The organism is Kordia algicida OT-1 (assembly GCF_000154725.1).
GTDB classification, from domain to species: domain Bacteria; phylum Bacteroidota; class Bacteroidia; order Flavobacteriales; family Flavobacteriaceae; genus Kordia; species Kordia algicida.
The window spans coordinates 1,279,398-1,298,370 of record NZ_DS544873.1 but is presented as its reverse complement, the minus strand read 5'-3'; the positions used below and the strand labels follow the sequence as shown (position 1 = coordinate 1,298,370).

Annotated in this window: 13 protein-coding genes; 8 read left to right on the top strand and 5 right to left on the bottom strand. The window is 35.4% G+C overall.

Going from position 1 to position 18,973, the window contains the following annotated elements; translation table 11 throughout:
• Positions 1-231: 231 nt before the first annotated feature.
• On the bottom strand, positions 232-918 hold the full coding sequence (locus KAOT1_RS23315) for a DUF6090 family protein (protein WP_007093732.1): 687 nt from the start codon (positions 916-918) through the stop codon (positions 232-234).
• Between the two features lie 158 nt (positions 919-1,076).
• Between KAOT1_RS23315 and KAOT1_RS05455 the strand changes: the two genes are divergently transcribed.
• From KAOT1_RS05455 to KAOT1_RS05430, 5 genes are all read left to right on the top strand, one after another.
• On the top strand, positions 1,077-2,291 hold the full coding sequence (locus KAOT1_RS05455; protein ID WP_007093731.1) for a multidrug effflux MFS transporter: 1,215 nt from the start codon (positions 1,077-1,079) through the stop codon (positions 2,289-2,291).
• A gap of 55 nt (positions 2,292-2,346) precedes the next feature.
• Positions 2,347-4,527, top strand: coding sequence for a T9SS type A sorting domain-containing protein (locus KAOT1_RS05450; RefSeq protein ID WP_007093730.1), 2,181 nt, complete (start codon positions 2,347-2,349; stop codon positions 4,525-4,527).
• Between the two features lie 52 nt (positions 4,528-4,579).
• A complete protein-coding gene (locus tag KAOT1_RS05445; protein ID WP_083777288.1) occupies positions 4,580-5,647 on the top strand; it encodes a DUF4198 domain-containing protein in 1,068 nt (355 codons plus the stop codon).
• Positions 5,647-6,324 (top strand): HupE/UreJ family protein, encoded by a 678-nt coding sequence (locus KAOT1_RS05440; protein WP_007093728.1) that lies wholly within the window; start codon positions 5,647-5,649, stop codon positions 6,322-6,324. The genes KAOT1_RS05445 and KAOT1_RS05440 overlap by 1 nt, the downstream gene beginning before the upstream one ends.
• 352 nt (positions 6,325-6,676) lie before the next feature.
• Complete coding sequence (locus KAOT1_RS05430; RefSeq protein WP_007093726.1) at positions 6,677-7,021, top strand: hypothetical protein; 345 nt, start codon at positions 6,677-6,679, stop codon at positions 7,019-7,021.
• Positions 7,022-7,137: 116 nt separating this feature from the next.
• On the opposite strand, the gene KAOT1_RS05425 is transcribed toward KAOT1_RS05430, so the two are convergent.
• The 3 genes from KAOT1_RS05425 to KAOT1_RS21885 form a co-directional block, all read right to left on the bottom strand.
• Positions 7,138-8,355 carry a bifunctional alpha/beta hydrolase/OsmC family protein gene (locus KAOT1_RS05425; RefSeq protein ID WP_007093725.1) on the bottom strand — a complete coding sequence of 406 codons (1,218 nt, stop codon included), beginning with the start codon at positions 8,353-8,355 and terminating at the stop codon, positions 7,138-7,140.
• 64 nt (positions 8,356-8,419) lie between these two features.
• Positions 8,420-9,982 carry a protein adenylyltransferase SelO gene (locus KAOT1_RS05420; protein ID WP_007093724.1) on the bottom strand — a complete coding sequence of 521 codons (1,563 nt, stop codon included), beginning with the start codon at positions 9,980-9,982 and terminating at the stop codon, positions 8,420-8,422.
• Positions 9,983-10,038: 56 nt separating this feature from the next.
• Positions 10,039-13,869 carry a M48 family metallopeptidase gene (locus tag KAOT1_RS21885; RefSeq protein ID WP_007093723.1) on the bottom strand — a complete coding sequence of 1,277 codons (3,831 nt, stop codon included), beginning with the start codon at positions 13,867-13,869 and terminating at the stop codon, positions 10,039-10,041.
• A 169-nt stretch (positions 13,870-14,038) separates the two neighbouring features.
• Here KAOT1_RS21885 and KAOT1_RS05410 point away from each other — a divergent pair, with 169 nt between their 5' ends.
• Positions 14,039-14,728 carry a pseudouridine synthase gene (locus tag KAOT1_RS05410; protein WP_007093722.1) on the top strand — a complete coding sequence of 230 codons (690 nt, stop codon included), beginning with the start codon at positions 14,039-14,041 and terminating at the stop codon, positions 14,726-14,728.
• 193 nt (positions 14,729-14,921) lie between these two features.
• Positions 14,922-16,058 carry a sodium:calcium antiporter gene (locus KAOT1_RS05405; protein WP_007093721.1) on the top strand — a complete coding sequence of 379 codons (1,137 nt, stop codon included), beginning with the start codon at positions 14,922-14,924 and terminating at the stop codon, positions 16,056-16,058.
• 166 nt (positions 16,059-16,224) lie between these two features.
• Here KAOT1_RS05405 and KAOT1_RS05400 read toward each other — a convergent pair whose 3' ends face one another.
• Entirely contained in the window at positions 16,225-18,159 is a 1,935-nt protein-coding gene (locus tag KAOT1_RS05400; RefSeq protein ID WP_007093720.1) for a CASTOR/POLLUX-related putative ion channel, read from the bottom strand.
• Between the two features lie 218 nt (positions 18,160-18,377).
• On the opposite strand from KAOT1_RS05400, the gene KAOT1_RS05395 reads away from it, so the two are divergent.
• Complete coding sequence (locus KAOT1_RS05395; protein WP_157560054.1) at positions 18,378-18,938, top strand: ExbD/TolR family protein; 561 nt, start codon at positions 18,378-18,380, stop codon at positions 18,936-18,938.
• Positions 18,939-18,973: the final 35 nt, after the last annotated feature.

The window sequence follows — 18,973 nt, the reverse complement described above, 5'->3', positions numbered from 1 at the left end:
TTTTTTTAAAACAGTATGAATAACTAAAGAAAAGCATTGAATGCCATAAAATGGCTATAAAATTTTTATTGTAAATATAAAACACTAAAAAGTGTCATTATAGTTACAATGATATTAAATACACAGTATTCGCCATTTTACTAAACGGAATACATTTGTACTATAATTTATATTATGTTAAATAGAATATTTTAAAAACTCTTAACAGTTACAACCTCCAAACAACTCTCCTTATTCCACGATCAATTCCAAATCATTCTTATAAGAAATCAAATCCTTTTTTAATGCTCTGATAATATTTCCATAACTATTGACATACAAGAAACGCAACGACGCCATTCTAGCTTTATGTCGCTTGTCATTTTTTAAATATGAAATACACTCATTCTTGCAAACAAAGTCTGTAATAAAATCTGTATACCAATCCTGCGTACGTTCAATTTCTTTTAAATTATCAGTAATCGTTTCAAAAATTAAATCTTCTACATCTTTTATTTCTTCCAAGTAAATTTTATATGCAGCATTTAAGTTCAATAATTTTTCAGAAGCTTTCGATTCGTTCAACTTCGCATTATCAATCATATTGATTACATGTGTGTCAGTATCCATAGTATTTAACGAGAATAATAAAGTTCCAACGACTGATCCACGTTTTAACATGCTTTTGTCATGAGCTTTATCTAAAATATTCAAATAATTATTCTGTAAAGTATCAAGCTCTTTTTCATACGTTTCAATGTGCAAAATATCTTTTTCCAATTGATTGATTACATTTTTTCGCAACTCTACATTCGAACTATTCAACTGTGTCCGTTGATTCCAATTATTAATTCCAACCGCAATCAAAATCCCGATTACAACTAAAATAATTTCACCAAAAGCATATTTTAAATACTTCTTTATAGTAGTTTTTCCCATTAATGACAATCGTTTTTTATTGAAAAATTTCATAACCAAAAGTAAAATTCTAAGATACTTAAATCTACGTAAAACTCAATTTTAAATTATAACATATATTTAACAAACCTTTCCCATATAAAAACTGTAAACTCATAGAGAAGCCGTACTTTTGCGCAATGCTTTCAAAAAATCAGTCGCAAACAGAATTTATCATCCTCATGGCATCGTTGATGTCTATTGTAGCACTTTCTATCGATGCCATTTTACCTGCATTAGAAGCGATTGGTATAAGTATCGGAACCAAAGAAACTACAGATAATCAACTACTTATCACAATGATTTTCTTAGGTTTAGGTTTCGGACAGTTGATTTTTGGTCCACTCTCTGATAGTATAGGGCGAAAACCAGTTATTTATCTTGGTTTTACACTATTTGTACTAGCAAGTTTTCTGTGCGTTATGGCGACAACTGTTGAAATGATGGTTGTGGGGCGAATTCTGCAAGGCATCGGACTTGCCGCACCAAGAACCATCAGTATTGCAATGGTTCGCGATAGTTTTAGCGGAGATTATATGGCAAAAATCATGTCGTTTATCGTAGCAATATTTATCCTCGTTCCTGTAGTTGCACCAGCTTTAGGAAAACTAATGTTAGATGCATTTGGATGGCGATCTATCTTTAATAGCCAATTAATATTTGGTGCTATTATCATGATTTGGCTCTGGAAACGACAACCAGAAACACTTCATCCAGAAAATAAAATAAAGCTATCTAAAAATTTATTTATCAATGGATTAAAAGAATTTTTAAAATTCAAAACAGCAATCGCTTTTACGTTAATCTCAGGATTAATCACAGGTTCGTTTATGGTATATTTAAGCGCGTCGCAAAATATCTTTCAAAATCAATATGGAATGGTTGAAGAATTTCCATACGTATTTGCGGCACTTGCCATTTCTGTCGGATTTGCCACATTCTTAAACGGAACCTTCGTTCTCAAATACGGAATGTATAAACTGGTTCGTGCATTTATGATAGTCTTTACCATGATACCACTGCTCTACCTCTTTCTTTTTTATGGAAAACCCAATCCGAGTGTATACGTTTTAGTACCATTCTTCGGAATTCAATTTTTTTCAATAGGCTTCCTTTTCGGGAATTTACGCTCGTTAGCCATGCAACCAGTTGGACACATTGCAGGAATTGGCGCAGCAATCAACGGTTTTGTCTCTACAATTATGGCAGTTCCTATTGCAACATTCATCGGTAGTTTTATAAAAAATACCGCTTCTCCTCTATTCGTTGGTTTCCTTATCTGCGGAAGCTGCTCGTTACTAATTTTATACATTTTAAAAAAAATAACGAAAAGCGCTTCATTGTCAACGACATAGTTTGTAAAAATATAATCTTTTAAGTAAGTTTACGGCAAAACCTCGATCAACCCAAATGAAAAAGATACTTGTAGCGACTTTCTTAAGTCTATTCCTTTCTATACCGTTAGTTCAAGCACAACATTCCGTTGCCCGTGATTGGAATGAAGAATTATTAAATGCCATTCGTGGCGACTTTGCTCGTCCCACAGTTCACGCGCGAAACTTATTTCACAGTGCCATTGCCATGTATGATGCTTGGGCAATATTTAACAACAATGCAGAAACTGTTTTCTTAGGAAAAACCTATGCCAATTATACCTGTACTTTTGATGGAATTACCACACCAAGTGACGTCGCAGCGGCACAACATGAAACCATCAGTTATGCCATGTACCGTTTACTTTCTCACCGTTTTGCAAACTCTCCTGGTGCAACCACTTCCCTAGCAAGTTTTCAAACACTATTTGAATCGTATGGTTATGATGTGAATTTTACGTCTACAGATTACAGTTCAGGTTCTTACGCTGCCCTAGGAAACTATTTGGCAGATGAAATTATAACATTTGGTTTGCAAGATGGTTCTAACGAGCAAAATGGGTACGCAAATGAGCATTATCAACCTGTAAACAGTCCGTTAATTCTAGAATTATACGAAGACAACGACAATATCAATCCAAACAAATGGCAACCGTTGGCATTTAGTGTATTTATCGATCAAAGTGGAAATCCATTTCCAACGAATATTCCCGCTTTTTTAAGTCCAGAATGGGGAGAAGTCATTCCTTTCGCGTTAAAAGCGGATGATTTGGAAATAATTAATGAAGGATTTGATTGTTATGTATACAATGATCCGGGAGAACCTGTATACATTCAAGAATCGAATGAAGATGGAATTGATGATCCGTACAAGTGGCACTTTGCCTTAGTTTCGTTATGGTCTTCACATTTAGATCCTGCCGATGACACCATGATTGACATTTCGCCTGGCGCCATTGGAAACTTAAGCACCACTGCTTTTCCAGAAACTTTTGAAGAATACAAAGCATTTTATGATATCTTTCAAGGTGGCGATCCGAGTACGGGACGAAATCTTAATCCAGTGACAAATCTTCCGTATGAACCACAAATGGTAAAAAGATCAGACTATGCACGTGTGTTAGCAGAATTTTGGGCAGATGGACCAGATTCTGAAACGCCTCCAGGACATTGGTTTACCATTATGAACTATGTAAGCGATCATCCAATGACTGAAAAACGTTGGAATGGTTTCGGACCAATTTTGGACGATTTGCAATGGGACGTAAAATCCTATCTTGCGCTTGGTGGAGCAATGCATGATGCAGCCATCAATACTTGGGGCGTAAAAGGTTATTATGATTTTGTGCGACCAATCTCTGCGATTCGGTATATGGCGGCAAAAGGACAAAGTTCCGATGCTTCTTTACCAAGTTACGATCCGCATGGTTTGCCATTAATTCCCAACTATATTGAATTAATTGAAACAGGCGATCCGTTAGCGGGCGATAATGATGAAAATGTTGGAAAACTGAAAGTTTACGCTTGGAAAGGACCAGATTATATTGACGATCCGACGCAAGACATTGCTGGTGTCGACTGGATTTTAGCATCCAGATGGTGGCCATATCAACGTGGAACCTTTGTAACGCCTCCTTTTGCAGGATATGTCTCAGGACATTCTACATTTTCACGCGCTGCTGCAGAAGTATTAACATTACTCACAGGTGATGAATATTTTCCTGGCGGAATGGGAACGTTTGATATTCCACAAGATAACTTTTTAGTCTTTGAAAAAGGACCAAGTGCGCCATTCACATTACAATGGGCAACCTATCGTGATGCTTCAGATCAGACAAGTTTATCGAGAATTTGGGGCGGAATTCATCCACCAATTGACGATATTCGCGGAAGAATTATTGGAGAAAAAATTGGCGTAGAAGCTTTCTACAAAGCGAATCAATATTTTAGTGGATTTTTAACTACTGATGAATTTCAAGCAACTACTACAAAAGTATATCCTGTTCCGTTTACCAATCAAATAACGATTCAGGCTGAAAACAATCAACTTTCAAAAGTGGAATTATTCAGTATTGACGGACGACAATTGCTAACAGAAACGATCAATTCGACGCAAAAAACAATCAACTTACCAAACTTACAAACAGGAATGTACTTCTTAAAAGCTTTTGGTACAAATGGTAACGTGTTGCTTCAGACGAAAGTCTTAAAAAATTAATTATACAAACTATTTGGTTAAGTATAAATAAATCAACTATCAAAAATACAGTATGAAATTAAACACCAACTCTATCATCAAACAATGTAAACCTATATACCTACTTTTAGCTTTCGTACTACTATGCAGTCACGATCTGTATATAAAAATGGATAGTTATTTTTTAAAACCTAATCAAGAAGCTACCTTGAGTTTATATAATGGAACTTTTGAAAATAGTGAAAATATCATCACGCGCGATCGCATGCTAGACGCTTCTCTAGTAGCACAAGGCAAACGCACGGCTATAGATCCAAGTAATTGGAAAGACCAAGACAGTATCATTACACAGTTAACGTTTAAAACGGGTGAAGCAGGAACGTATGTTGCAGGTGTTTCTACCAAAGCTAGAAATATTGAACTTACTGCCGAAAAGTTTAATAGTTACCTCAAAAATGATGGTGTTTTAGACATGCTTCAAAAACGTACAACAGATAGTTTATTAAATGAAGATGCTGTAGAAAGTTATCAAAAACATGTAAAAGCCATCTATCAAGTTGGTGACGTAAAAACCAATGACTGGAATACAGTATTAGGTTACCCGATTGAGTTTGTGCCACAAGAAAATCCTTATGACAAATACAATGGCGACACGTTAGAAGTGCAGCTATTGCTTGATGGCAAACCGCTTCCAAATCAACTTGTCTTTGCAGACTTTATTAAAAATAGTCACGGACATACACATGACGACGAAAGTAATGAACACGAGCATGATGGTCAAAAGCATTCGCATGAGCATTCAACGAATACACATAAACATGCACAGGAAGAAAAAGAGCATTCACATACTAGCGGACAACAATTACGCACCGATGCTAAAGGTATTGTTACCGTAAAATTACCAGAAGAAGGAGTTTATTATTTACGTACCATCAACATGACTAGAGCGACTGATAGTGATGAATTAACACACAGATCCAAGTGGGCAACACTTACCTTTGAAGTAAGTCACGCGCATGGTGCAAACTCACATACGCATGAGCATGATACTGAAAGTGAAATTCCAACTTGGTTATTTGTTTTAGGAAGCTTTATAATTATTGGAATCTTAGTTTTAATCTTTAGAAAAAAAGATAACTAATGCGATTACATGTAAGACGCGTATTATTCATACTACCTTTATTAATTCCTATTATTGGGTTTGCGCATGGTGTTTCGAGTGCCGATCAAGAATTGTTACACACTGGAGGCTTGTTGGCTTACATTCGCGTTGGCGCGACACATATGCTCACGGGCTACGATCACTTACTTTTCCTTGCCGGTGTCGTATTCTATTTGAATAGTTTTAAAGACATCTTAAAGTTCATTACCGTATTTACAATAGGACATTGCATCACATTGATTGGTGCAACGTATGCAGGAATTACGGCAAATGAACATTTAGTCGATGCCGTAATCGCTTTGAGTGTTTTGTATAAAGGATTTGAGAATTTAAAAGGGTTTGAAAAATTAAACATAAAAGCACCCAATTTGCTATTCATGGTTGGTATTTTTGGGTTGATTCATGGTTTTGGACTTTCCACACGATTACAGTCTTTTGACATCGGACAAGAGCAGTTTTTAGCAAAAATTTTGTGTTTTAACTTAGGTGTAGAAGTTGGACAAGTGTTGGCATTGATTCCAATTGTTTTTCTGCTTACACTTTCTCGAAAACACAAGCAATTTCCCGCTTTTTACAAAGCTGTCAATTGGTATTTAATACTGGCAGGAGTTGCTTTATTCGCGTATCAGATGTATGGCTTTTTTAATGGACATTGATGGTTTGAGTTTTGAATGTTGAATGTAAAAGTAGATTTACAATTAGGAAAATGAACAAATTATTAATATTCTTTTTTTTGTTTTTAATCAGTTGTAGCACATATCGACAAAACAACTTCGAAGGAATCATAAAGTTTTCAACTGAAATTACTACGACGGAATTAGCACCAAAAGGCTTCCAAAAGTTGTTGAATGATAAATATGGAGACAGTTTATTAATGTATTATTCAAAAATGGAAACTTCCGTAGAGTTCACTTAAATAGTTCTGAATTTGGAATTGATTCACAATATTATTTTGCGAATAAAGCCAAACTCTATTTTACGTATAAAAATAGTTTTCTTGTTGACTCTTTGAATACAAAAGAAAACTCTCTAAAATTATTAAGTGAAGGGAAAATTAAAAATCAGAAAATATTGGATTTAGATTGTCAATGCTATGAATTCAAAGCAATAAGTAAATATGAACAAAAGGTAATTTTGAATTATTGCTACAATACAGAAAGCCCGAAAATCAATCCCAAATTTTATTCTAATCATAAAGATTTCTTCCTAAATAAATATTTTGAACTTGCTAAAAGACCTTATCTAAAATTTTCACTTGAAACTGAAGAGTTTAAACTGACTTACTTGGCTACTGAATTGACTGAAAAGAAAATTGAAAAAAAGAAATTTGAATTGAATGAAGTAAATTACTAACAGGTAAAACTCATATCAAAAACATTTGCATGAAGCGAAGTCAAAATGAAGCAAACAAAACAACTTTTAATTATTAAATTTTTAATATTTATATCTTTGAATTGAGTGCAGCGATTCTAAACAACTTTACTCTCAAAAACTACCTGACTCGCCAACGTTTTATGCACAGGACATTTTGCAGCAATTTCTTTTAAACGTTGCTTTTGTTCATCCGAGAGATTTCCTACGAATTTTAATTTCTTGGTAATAAAATCAATTCGTGTCGGTTTTTCAAGTTCAATTCCAAGTTCCGTATTTTTCTTTTTACTGTGAGAAATGTAGACAAATACTTCCTGCAAATCCCAACCTTTGCGATCGACATACATTTTGAGTGTCATCGTTGTACAAGCCGCCAAACCTGCATACAAATATTCATAAGGCGAAGGTCCAAAATCGTTTCCGCCAACAGAAGCTGGTTCATCCGCAATCATATGATGGTTTTTTGTTTGGATTTTTGTGGTAAATTTATCTTCCACCAAATTCAAATGACCAATTAAATGCTCGCCTTCCGTATCTAACATTTCGTTTTCTTGCTTTGGAAAATACCGTTCAACCCAAGTTCCAATCATATTTCCAGCGTAACGACTATCTCTTTCATTGGTTAATAAATGATCGGCATTATCCAATGAAACAAAGCTTTTCGGATGATGTGCTTGTACATACAATTCTTTCGCATTCTCTATTCCAACAATGGTATCAATTGGCGAATGCAGAATCAATAATGGTTTTCGCAATCCTTTTACTATCGCTGGTAAATTTGTTTTATCAAAATCTGAAACAAATTCTTTATTAATCGTAAATGGTCTGCCACCAATATTTACTTTTACGTCTGTATCTTCTGGAATTTGATGTGTAGCATGAGAAAATAAGTGTTTTACATGACTCACATTTGCAGGTGCGCCAATCGTAGCAACTGCTTTAATATCGTCTAATTGAGAAGCCGCCACCAAAACTGCTGCACCACCAAGCGAATGACCAACTAATAAACACGGCGCTTCGTAATTTTCTTTTACATATTGATGTACAGCTAATAAATCGGCTACATTTCCAGAAAAGTGACTTTCAGAAAACTCACCTTCACTCCTACCCAAACCTGTAAAATCGAAACGAATCACGCCAAAACCATGTGTAGTAAGTGTTCTACTGATATTTTTTACTGCATTTAACGTGCTACTACAGGTAAAACAATGTGCAAAAATGGCGTAATAATTTGGTTTTTGATTGGCTGGTAATTCTAAATATGCGTTTAATGAATGACCTTTTGCGTTTTGTATTTGAAGTTTTGTGCTTTTCATTGGTTTGTCTTTTCGGTGTTTGCTGATAGTTTATGGTGGATTAGTCACGGAAAACATCAAAACATTACGAACTACAAGAAAGCATAGAGCAACCTACTTTATGTCGCGCCCATTCTGGACGTTTTGCGTACCATTTTTCATATTCTGTTTGTTCGTTATACGGACGTTTTAAGACTTCGTATAATTCGTTTAAAACGCTATAATCTCCGTTATCAGCCGCGTTGATGGCAAGTTGCGCCATATAATTTCGTAATACAAACTTCGGATTTACTTCATACATTTTAAACTTACGCGTTTCGTCTCGATCAACTTCTACCTGCAAACGTTCAATGTATTTTGTAAACCACGTAATCCAAGCGTCTGTGGTTGCGCCTGCCAATTCTAAAGGTTTGTAAAACGATTTGTGTATTTTTTGAAATGCTTCTTGTGGCGTATTTTTCTTCTGAACACGAGGTAATTCACGGAAAAAAATGGTCATATCGGTTTCAGTAAGTTGCAAATTTTGCTGTAAATCTTCAATCAATTGCTCAGTTTCTGTGTTGATTTCGGTTAAACCGAGCTTTTGAGACATCATTTGCACATATTTCAAATCAAAACTTTTTTGATAGTTTTCCAAAATGTCTTCCAAAGGTTTAGCATCTTCAATCAACGGATATAAAGCATTTGCCAATTGTACCAAATTCCACAATACAATTCCAGGTTGATTTCCGTACGCATACCGATGTTCGCGACTGTCCGTAGTATTTGGTGTCCAATTCGGTTCATAACCTTCTAACCAACCGTACGGTCCGTAATCGATGGTTAATCCGAGGATTGACATGTTATCTGTATTCATCACACCATGAACAAAACCGACACGTTGCCAATGTAAGACCATTTCCAGCGAAGCTTCTGATACTTTTTGAAAGAACGCAATGTATTTTTCTTTTCCTTCCGATTGAATGTTTTTATAGAAGTGTCTAATGGTATAATCCGTAAGATTTTTTAAGTTTTTATGATCTTTTCGAGCCGCAAATATTTGAAAGTTTCCAAAGCGGATAAAAGTTGGTGCAACTCTACAAACTACAGCACCTTTTTCATATTCCTGATTTCCGTCGTATAACATATCTCGCAAAACTTCATCGCCTGTCAGCATAATTGATAAGGAACGTGTTGTGGGAACGCCCAAGTAATGCATGGCTTCACTACATAAATGTTCTCGAATGGACGAACGTAATACTGCCAAGCCATCGCCACGTCTGGAATACGGCGTCTCTCCTGCTCCTTTGAGTTGCAATGCAAAAGGTTTTCCGCTGGAACGAATTTCTGCCAAATTAATCGCTCTACCATCACCTAATTGTCCTGCCCAATGTCCAAATTGATGTCCGCCGTAACACATGGCATACGGTTTTGTTTTTGGATATACCGTTTTGCCTGAAAATGTATGCAGAAATTCTTCTGATTGCGTATCGCGCTCCAAATCGAGCATTTCTGCAACTTCATCCGCGACATGAATTAGTGTTGGATTTGAAGGTTTTCGTGGCGTTACAAACGAATAACAAGCTTCAAACACTTTTCGTGGTGTATTGGTAATGTTAGGATCGGCTGGTAATTCTTTGTTGAAGGTATCTTTTATATTGAGTTTCATTGTGTAGCAATTTTGTCATGTAAAGATACTGATTTTAAAATCCTTTTTTAGTGATGCTACAAATAAGGACGTTCATCAACATATAATAAGGTTTCCATTTTTTGTCGCCATAATTTTGGAGCATTTTTACCTGAAATGATATTACCAAGCGTATAAAAATGTGGTTTTACGTTGAAATCGGTATTTTCGATCACTTTTTCTGCCTGTTTGAAATTGTTTGCTTTTACCTGAAAAATAAATTGTTGTACCGTTTCTGCGTCCACAATTCCTGCTAAAGATTGTATATATACATCATACGGTAATTGCTTATTTATCGCTAAACCAATAGCTGACCAAGCTGTGATATGACTGATTCCTTCCGTTTCTGGCAACGCTAATGCTTCTTTAATCATTTGATTGGTTGCATATTTTGAAACTGCCAGCATTCGCAATATAAAAGGCTGCGCTTGTTTATCTCTTTTACTAAAGTTATACGCTTTTAAAGTTTCTCCTTGTGAGAGTAAATAATACGCGTAATACGGATCGGACATGCCATTTTCTAAAGTTCCGTTTTCTAAGTTTCGATAATATTTTAGCGATTCAGACATCGTAATTGGTGTTGAACTTACCTTGGTTTTAGAAGTTTCAGAGAGAAATCTGCGGACGCGCTCTACATCAATCGCAATATATTCTGCAATTGATTTATTTTTTTTACTTGCAATTATTAAAGCATTATATCCTTTTTCCCATTCGTCTTTTTCAAGATAAGAATAGCCTGCAGCGAAAGCCAACCAAGGATGCATTTTCCACTTATTGTGACCATCAATAAATGTTTGGTTTTTGAGCGTTTCATCTTCAATGGTACGTGTAGCAAGGTAATAATAGTTTGGATCACGTGGATTTTTATTGGAGATTTCTCTAAAATCTTCTACCAATTTTGGCTTTTGAATGGAATCTGCACTGTCATATAAAGCGCGTAAAGTCATCACATCCATAGGATTGTTTTTCAGACGCTTATTGAGTACTTCTGGTTGATTATCGGCTAAATACGAAAATGCTAACCAATTGAGTGTATGTTTTGAATCTTTGCTATCCCAAATAGCATGTGAACTTATAATGTCACTTTGTTGTTTTTCATCTGATATATTTGAAATGATATCGTACGGACTAAGGTCGCTGTATCCAAGTAAAACATATTTTGTAATGTAACGTTGAGAAGATTTTGTAGAAAGCATGCTTGGCGCATCTTCAAAAATATAATCTGCACTCGTACCAACCCATTTATCTGTTTTTGCAAATATTCGTTTTGGTGTTGGTGTAGATTCTCCATAGTATACAGGCGATTCAATTAACAATCCTGCACTTGCAATGTTGTAAATATAGGTGTATGATGAATCCCAAAAGTTGCTTTTAAAGTTTTCAATGGATTTTTGATCTTCTGAAAAAACTTTAAAAAGATAGTCTTTGTTATAATCGACATCAATTTGCTGGTAACTGTTTGCAGCGATATCAACTTCATCTTCGGCATAGGTTACCGTTACCGGAATTCCTAAACCGTTGTAGATGTACATTTCTGAAGTATATGATCCGCCGCCAAAATAAAGTGCCGCAAAGAGAATTGCTCCAGAAACCGCAAATTTTGATATGGAATGAAAGATGCCATCGCCAATAAAGAAACGTGACCAAAAATCTAGTTTAAGGCGTCTTGGACGTTCCATGCCCGGTGTTAGTACTTCGTATTCTTCTACAAGTGTCACCTTTTCATTCAGAGCTGGTACTAAGTTTTGTTTATTGAGATATGCGTTTTTTACATTATCTTCAATTGTTAACAATTCTTCCAAAGCGACATTACGCAGTTTTTGCATGGCGTTACTTACTACATTTGCCCAACTGTCTACATGTTGCGTCCATTCGTTAATATTTGCGTCCATTGGTGGTGGAAATTCAAATTTTTCGAGCAAATCAAAGAATGATACTACTTTCAATTTGCTTAAAATATTGCTATCCAAACGGATGGTTTCTGCCTGATTGAATGCTTTTCGGATGACATGATAATATTCTGTAGAAACGTTAATGATGTCCGAAAGTTCTTTAGAAGATACTCTACCATCAGCCAACGCCATAGCAACAATGTTATGGTATTTTCCTCCACAATCTTCCAAATTCGTGACAGTGTGTTCCGTATAATGAAGGATTTTATGTAGGTTTTTAAGTTGTACGTCCCAACCAGTTCCAAGTTTTTGAGCCGCTTTATAATGTACGTTTCGACATAATTTGTCGTGTTCTTTTACTTCTTCGCGAAGTAGTTGTTCTTCGGTTCTAAGTTGTGTTAATATTTCGGGAATATCATTTCGCTTTATTTGTTCACCTCTGTGATATAAAATGCGTTTTTCGGCGGTAATCACTTCATTTTGAGCAACAATTAGAATATTCTTTTCTTCTATAATTTCTTGTAATTGTTCTAGTTTTGAAGCAATTTCTTTCGGATACAACGCATCAAACATCTTTTCCATATCTGTAGAAAAAGTAGCTGTATAAAGTTCATCTACCGATTTGAAGTTTGTAAACGGATAACGTCTGTAAAAGGTTGAATGATATTTTGGTGCTAAAAATGACCAATCAAAGTCCAATTCGTTTTGCGTCGCAATGCTTTCTGCTTCGGTACACTTCTCTTTTATTTCTACCGATGCAAGTTTTAGCAAACGCTCGGTCATTTCTTCGCGTAATTGTTTCGGATTTGAGAATAAATCCCAAGATGATCTATCATCAATCGCCGCAGAAATGTATGTTTTTTTTGCGTTATTTTCTCTGTCGTTGTCCGCAGGATGCGTTGCCCACATTTGTGGCGGATTGAACTTTCCTGATTTAAAGATTCTGTTGGAAGCTTTGTCAAACGAAGGAATTTCAGGCGAATGTCCGTATGTTGGATCGTCTAAAATATGACGCATTTTTTCAATATAATTCGTCTGTAACGTGTACAAATCGGTTACAGCTCGTTTTTTGGAGAGTTCAACATTTGCTACTTGAATTGCGTTTGCGTAGGCATCGTCTGCAATTCGAAGTTTGTATAATGCGTGAATTAACGCATCACTTCCCGTAAGGGAAACCGCAACTAAATCTGCCTGAAACTCCATTTCTCTTGACAACGCGCGATGTGCAATGAGTACAATGCTGAAACAGGTTTCTACTAACGAACGTATTGCCCAAACTAATATAGAGAGAATCCAGCCAATCCATGCAATTCGTAAATCAAAGCCTGAAAGACCATTTAAAAATTGATCGAATATATCACGTTTTGCAATGATTCTCGCTGCAATTTGATGTGCTACATATACGTATCGTCCCAAAAGCATGGAACGTTGTGCAAAATGACCAAATTCGTGTGCAATTACCGCTTTTAATTCCCCTAAATTCAATACGTTGACAATTGCCAAACCTATTTCTAAGTTCTTTTTGGAAGGAAATAATAAGTTGATTAACGAAATGTCATACGAAACACTTGCATTTACACGATCAGTAAGGAAAACTTTGTGCGGACGTGGCGCTCCAGCTTCATCTGCCAACTTGTATAAATAGTCGAATAATACAGGTTCTTCCGCTTCTGTAACGTATTTATCTAATGGATTTTCCTCTTTTTTGTTGAGGAAGAATAACGATTTTAACATGAATAATGATAGAAAACCAAAACCAACTCCTGCCGCCAATCGCCAAAAAGAAATATCGTTTCGTCCAGCTCCTGTAAAAGTATCATACGCCAATTTACCAAACCAAAAAGTTAGCAAAAGGTATAAAATGATGAATAAGAGCAATCCGATGACGGATAACCAAACATGTTTTTTAAAAGATTTTGTGGGTTTTGTTAATCCAGCAGGAATATTTGCTGGACCTCTGGTGTATAAACTACTCATTAATGTATTGTTATGTATGCAATCATTTTATTTGTGGGAGATTTTAAGGTTTGAAATTAAGTATTATTTGAAGAATATAAAATTTATTTGTTGGAATATTTTCTATCGAACTTATCCTATTGGAAATTGAATTTATAGAAGTTTCTCCAATAGTTTTTTAATTTTACGCATGATTTTATACGAAGATGATTTTGTGATTGCTGTTGCAAAACCCAATAATATATTGGTGCATCATTCGCAGATGGCTCGAAATCAGTCTGACGAACAAACATTGCTTGAATTGTTGTTTGAGAAGTTTGAAAAGAACTATTATCCGATGCATCGTTTGGACAGAAAAACCTCAGGAATTGTACTTTGTGCGAAGGAGAAACGTTTTGTTTCAAAATTTCAGGATTTGTTTGTTGCTGATGCGATTCAAAAAGTCTATTATGGCGTTGTAAGAGGTTTTTCTCCTGAAAATGGCGTGATTGATTCTCCTGTAAAAGGTCGTGATGCGAACGTGTATAAATCTGCGCTTACGCATTATAAAACGCTAGCTACTAAAGAATTGCCAATTGCTGTGCAACCTTTTGAAACTTCCCGTTATAGTTTGGTGAAGTTGCTTCCAAAAACAGGCAGAATGCATCAGTTGCGAATACATTTAAATAAAATAAATCATCCACTCATTGGCGATCCGAAGTACGGAGATCGTTTTCACAACCGAATGTTTCAGTCGGAATTTGAGATTTCTAATTTATTTTTACATGCGCATTCGCTAACGTTTGTTCATCCTTTTTTAGAGAAGGAAATTGTAGTGCAGTGTTCGTTCCCAAGACATTGGTGTCAAATTTTAGAAAAATTTGCATGGGAAATCTCTTGATTTTACGAACGATAATTTTGAATTCTACGTTTATATTCTTCACTTAAATTATATAATGTCTGTTGAAATCTTTAGTTTTGTTACTCGATAATCGAGATTTAAAATACTCCGACGTTTGTGTCGAAATGTTTGAATGTTCTCAACTGAATGCTTCGTGGACTTACCCCGAAGTAGTTGACTTAAATAATTTTCAATGGCAATAGTTTCTTCTTTAGGTTTAATTATTATTACATGTATTGTGATTTGGCGTGCTTGTGATGGTTTTGAAATGGCTTCTGATTATTTGGGAAGAAACATGAAAGAAGGTATTAAAGGCGCTACTATTAACGCCATTGGAAGCAGTTTACCTGAGTTATTTACCACACTTTTTTTCTTATTCGTGTTGAAAGATAAAGATGGTTTTTCTGGCGGAATTGGAACTACCGCAGGAAGTGCCGTTTTTAATGCGATGATTATTCCCGCAGTTGTAATTATGGCGGTGATTGGAAAAGGAATTGTAAGTAGAATTAATGTTTCTAAGAAAGTAATTAAACGCGATGGAATTTCCCTGATTTTAGGTGAAATTGTACTGATTTTGCTAATTACAGGTACAGAATTACATTGGTATCACGGATTTATTTTGATGCTGTTGTACGTTATTTATATTGCGTTTATGCTGTTGAGTCAAGGTTCTGGCGATGTAGATAACGACTACGAAGATGAAGCCGAAGGTGGAAATCGTGCAGTTGCTCTTTTTAAAGGTGATTTGGCAACTGCAGTTTTGGGTGATAAAAAGATCAATTTGACTAAAGCATGGTTGTTAATGCTGGTTTCTGTGTTTTTTATTGGAATTGCTTGTTATTGGTTGGTGGAAGCCTGTGAGCAGTTTGGAGAAGCGATTGGCATGCCAATTTATTTTGTTTCCGTAGTATTGGCTTCTGCTGCAACGAGTGTTCCTGATACGATTATTTCATGGAAAGATGCGATGAAAGGAAATTATGATGATGCCGTTGCGAATGCGTTAGGAAGTAATATTTTTGATATTTGCTTTGCGCTTGGTTTTCCGTTGTTTTTGTTTACCCTAATTTATGGACCAATTACCATGAGTCCTGAAACGTTGGAAAACGTTGGGCAATTACGCGTTTTACTACTGATTATTACAATTATAGCCTTCTTTATTTACTTGGTTCCAAAGACGATTAGAAAATCGCATGGATATGTGTTGATTACCTTGTATGCACTTTTTGTAATGTATATTATTTTGAAAGGAATTGACAGTGATTTGGCAATCATTACAGGAATTTCAGATAGTTTGTCGGGAATTTCGAATTTCTTTAGTTCGATTTTTTAAGTTCGCTTCATTTCGACTCTGCTCAATGTGCGCTTTTAGATTCGCTTTGCTCACAATTCAAGGATTTAAATATTCAATGATTCAAGATTGATTTCCGTTTTTTGTGGATTTGTTCTTGGAGCTTCCCAAACACCCAACACCAAGACCCAAGACCCAAGACCCAAAATCACAATTCATCTTCCGATAAAACGACTAGAAAATCATTTTCATTGAGTTCTATTGCGGCATCTTTTTCCAAATTGAGCGTTACGCCAAAGTTTGAAGCTACATCTTTACTGAGATTGCCTTTTCGGATTCCTAAGCAGATTTCATCACGTTTGTTGGCGATTTCCATCGCTTCGGCAAAGGTTATTTTTTGTGGAAATTCTTCGAAGTATAACGTAGTTGGTTTTACATAAATTTCGCTTCCATCTTCTGAAAAGATATCGTCGTAAAAGGTTTTGATTAATGGTTCTTCACTTAGTTGTGCTAAAATCATGGTAATCAATTTGTTACTGATGATGAAATCGTCTACATCTGTTTGATTGATAATTTCCTGATTTTCAGAATTTAATACTTGTGTGAGTAAATGCGTTTTCTCGAAATCATTGATGACTTTTCGCAGCATTAAGAGAATGATTAACGTATCAGAATCAATTTTATCAGCACTTTCTTCCTTCATACTTTGCGATAATACAATCACATTGTCGTACTGTGAAGGATTGATTTCATGCAAACATTCTATTGCTAACGGATTGGAATCGATTAAGTTAATCGTAAAATCTTCATATTCTTCTTGTAATTCTTTTACAATTTTTCGAAGTTCGTCCGTTGGTTCGTGGAATAAGATATCGAATTCAGAATCTTTTATCAGGTAATCGGTTGCTTCTTCAATAAAGATTTCCGCCACTTTATGCCAACCAAGAATGAGTATTTTTTTCTGTACTTGTGCTAGTTTTTCATCTTTTAGAGGAATTGATTTTGGACTAAATTTTTTCTGAGTTCCCAATTTTATGGTAGAATCATCTTCCGCTAAAATTACCACTTGATCGCCATTTTTTAATATGGTATCGCGAGCTGGACGCAAGATCAAACCTACTTCTTCTGAGTAGATTCCGAGTGGAATTCCATCTTCTAAATAATAGGCTAAATCGTAAAAGTCTACATTATTCCATTGGTCTTCATGGAAGTATACTTCGCAGCCATCAAACGACAATATTTCGTTGTAAACCATTTCCAAACCACTGGTTAGCGATGTTTGAACTAATAGTTTACCCATAATTGTCCAACTGTCTATGGCTATGATGTTTTCGTCTTCAAAGAAACTAATGATTTCTCGCTTTTCTTCCGTAAAAACTTCAGCTACAATTGGCAGTATATTTTTTCCACCTTGACAAGAAGTTATTGCCAAAATGGATTTGATGCATTGTACGTCGGAAGCAACTTTTTTTTCTATCGAAGCACTTTCGGTACAGTTTGCCAAAATGATGATTGATTTTGCTTCTTGAACATTCACACGTTGCAATTCGTTGATGTTTGCATAATCGCCTTGTGTTGCAATGATTTCCGTTGTCATCGTATTTGGCAAGCGTTTGGAAATCATATCGTCCATATATTCTTTGTCTTGTTCCGCGAGAATTACCACAGAAGCTTTACGTTCGCTTTCGTTGGCAAGAATCAATTCGCGAATAATATCTACTACGCGTTCGTTCCAACCTAGAATTAATGTATGATTGGTTTCAATAATTTTGCCTCTACCCTTTCGGAATTCATAGAGCATTTTGTTGAGAGAAGTTGTAATAAAACCAATCAACATAGAAAGTAAAATAACGCCTGTCAATCCAGAGATAATCGTCATTATTTTTAACCAAGTTGGTGCATTGTTGTCTTGTCCCATACTTCCTGTAGAGGTCATTTCTAAGAATGTGAGCCAAATATCTGTAAATGGATTTCCAGTATAGTCTAAGCTTGGAAATAGTGTAATGAGTAGCAAACGCAATCCCATGAGGATTAAAAACGAAAGTATAAAAAGAATTAATAGACTTAGAAAAATAGACGATCCGCCTTTGCTCATAAAACGTTCTAAACGGTAATAGAACTTTTCTTTAAAGGTGTTTTTCATGTACTGAAGTTGGTTGGTTTGCGATACAGTTTTTATGGTGAAGCTTGAGAGAATTAACGCTTCCTTGTAAATATAAGAATTTATCTGTTAGAGAATTAGGAAGTTTGAATTTTCTGTTGGATTGCTGATTTTTTCATAAGATGAAATTAAAAGAACTGACTAATTTTCGGCACTACTTTTGATGTTAACATTTCATTAACATTAAAACCGATTTTATTATGAGTATGTCCAGAAGAACCATTTCCGGCATTAACGCAGGCTCTATGGCCGATATTGCGTTTTTATTATTGATCTTTTTTTTAGTAACCACAACGTTTGAAGAAGACGAAGGTATTAAAGGAGTGATTCCGAAACCTTGTCCCGAAGGCGTCGATTGCAGTTCAGAAATTCCTGAGAAAAACATTTTTACAATTCGCCTGAATCGAAATAACGAATTGATGGCGAATAATGAAGAAATTTCTATTGATGAACTTCGTAATGATGTAAAAGCTTTTATTGATAATAATGGCGATCAATCATGCGATTATTGTCACGGATTGAAGAAAACAAATTTGTCCGACAGTCCACTAAAAGCTGTAATTTCCATACATACAGATCGTGAAGCTTCATACGATCGGTATATAGGAATTCAAAACGAATTGGCAGGCGCTTATTACGAATTACGTCGCGATTTGTGCAAAGCAAAATTTGGTAAAGCTATTGAAGATTTGACCGAAGAAGAATTGAAGATTTTACAAGATTCGTATCCTTTCCGTATTACGGAAGCTGAGTTGAATTGAGAAAAAGTTTTTAACGTAAAAAGCCCGATACAAAC

Coding starts and splice junctions, on each gene's coding strand:
- KAOT1_RS05455 (WP_007093731.1), top strand. CDS start 1,077: ATGCTTTCAAAAAATCAGTCGCAAACAGAATTTATCATCCTCATGGCA.
- KAOT1_RS05405 (WP_007093721.1), top strand. CDS start 14,922: ATGGCAATAGTTTCTTCTTTAGGTTTAATTATTATTACATGTATTGTG.
- KAOT1_RS21885 (WP_007093723.1), bottom strand. CDS start 13,869: ATGAGTAGTTTATACACCAGAGGTCCAGCAAATATTCCTGCTGGATTA.
- KAOT1_RS05410 (WP_007093722.1), top strand. CDS start 14,039: ATGATTTTATACGAAGATGATTTTGTGATTGCTGTTGCAAAACCCAAT.
- KAOT1_RS05420 (WP_007093724.1), bottom strand. CDS start 9,982: ATGAAACTCAATATAAAAGATACCTTCAACAAAGAATTACCAGCCGAT.
- KAOT1_RS05395 (WP_157560054.1), top strand. CDS start 18,378: ATGAGTATGTCCAGAAGAACCATTTCCGGCATTAACGCAGGCTCTATG.
- KAOT1_RS05425 (WP_007093725.1), bottom strand. CDS start 8,355: ATGAAAAGCACAAAACTTCAAATACAAAACGCAAAAGGTCATTCATTA.
- KAOT1_RS05445 (WP_083777288.1), top strand. CDS start 4,580: ATGAAATTAAACACCAACTCTATCATCAAACAATGTAAACCTATATAC.
- KAOT1_RS05440 (WP_007093728.1), top strand. CDS start 5,647: ATGCGATTACATGTAAGACGCGTATTATTCATACTACCTTTATTAATT.
- KAOT1_RS05400 (WP_007093720.1), bottom strand. CDS start 18,159: ATGAAAAACACCTTTAAAGAAAAGTTCTATTACCGTTTAGAACGTTTT.
- KAOT1_RS05450 (WP_007093730.1), top strand. CDS start 2,347: ATGAAAAAGATACTTGTAGCGACTTTCTTAAGTCTATTCCTTTCTATA.
- KAOT1_RS23315 (WP_007093732.1), bottom strand. CDS start 918: ATGGGAAAAACTACTATAAAGAAGTATTTAAAATATGCTTTTGGTGAA.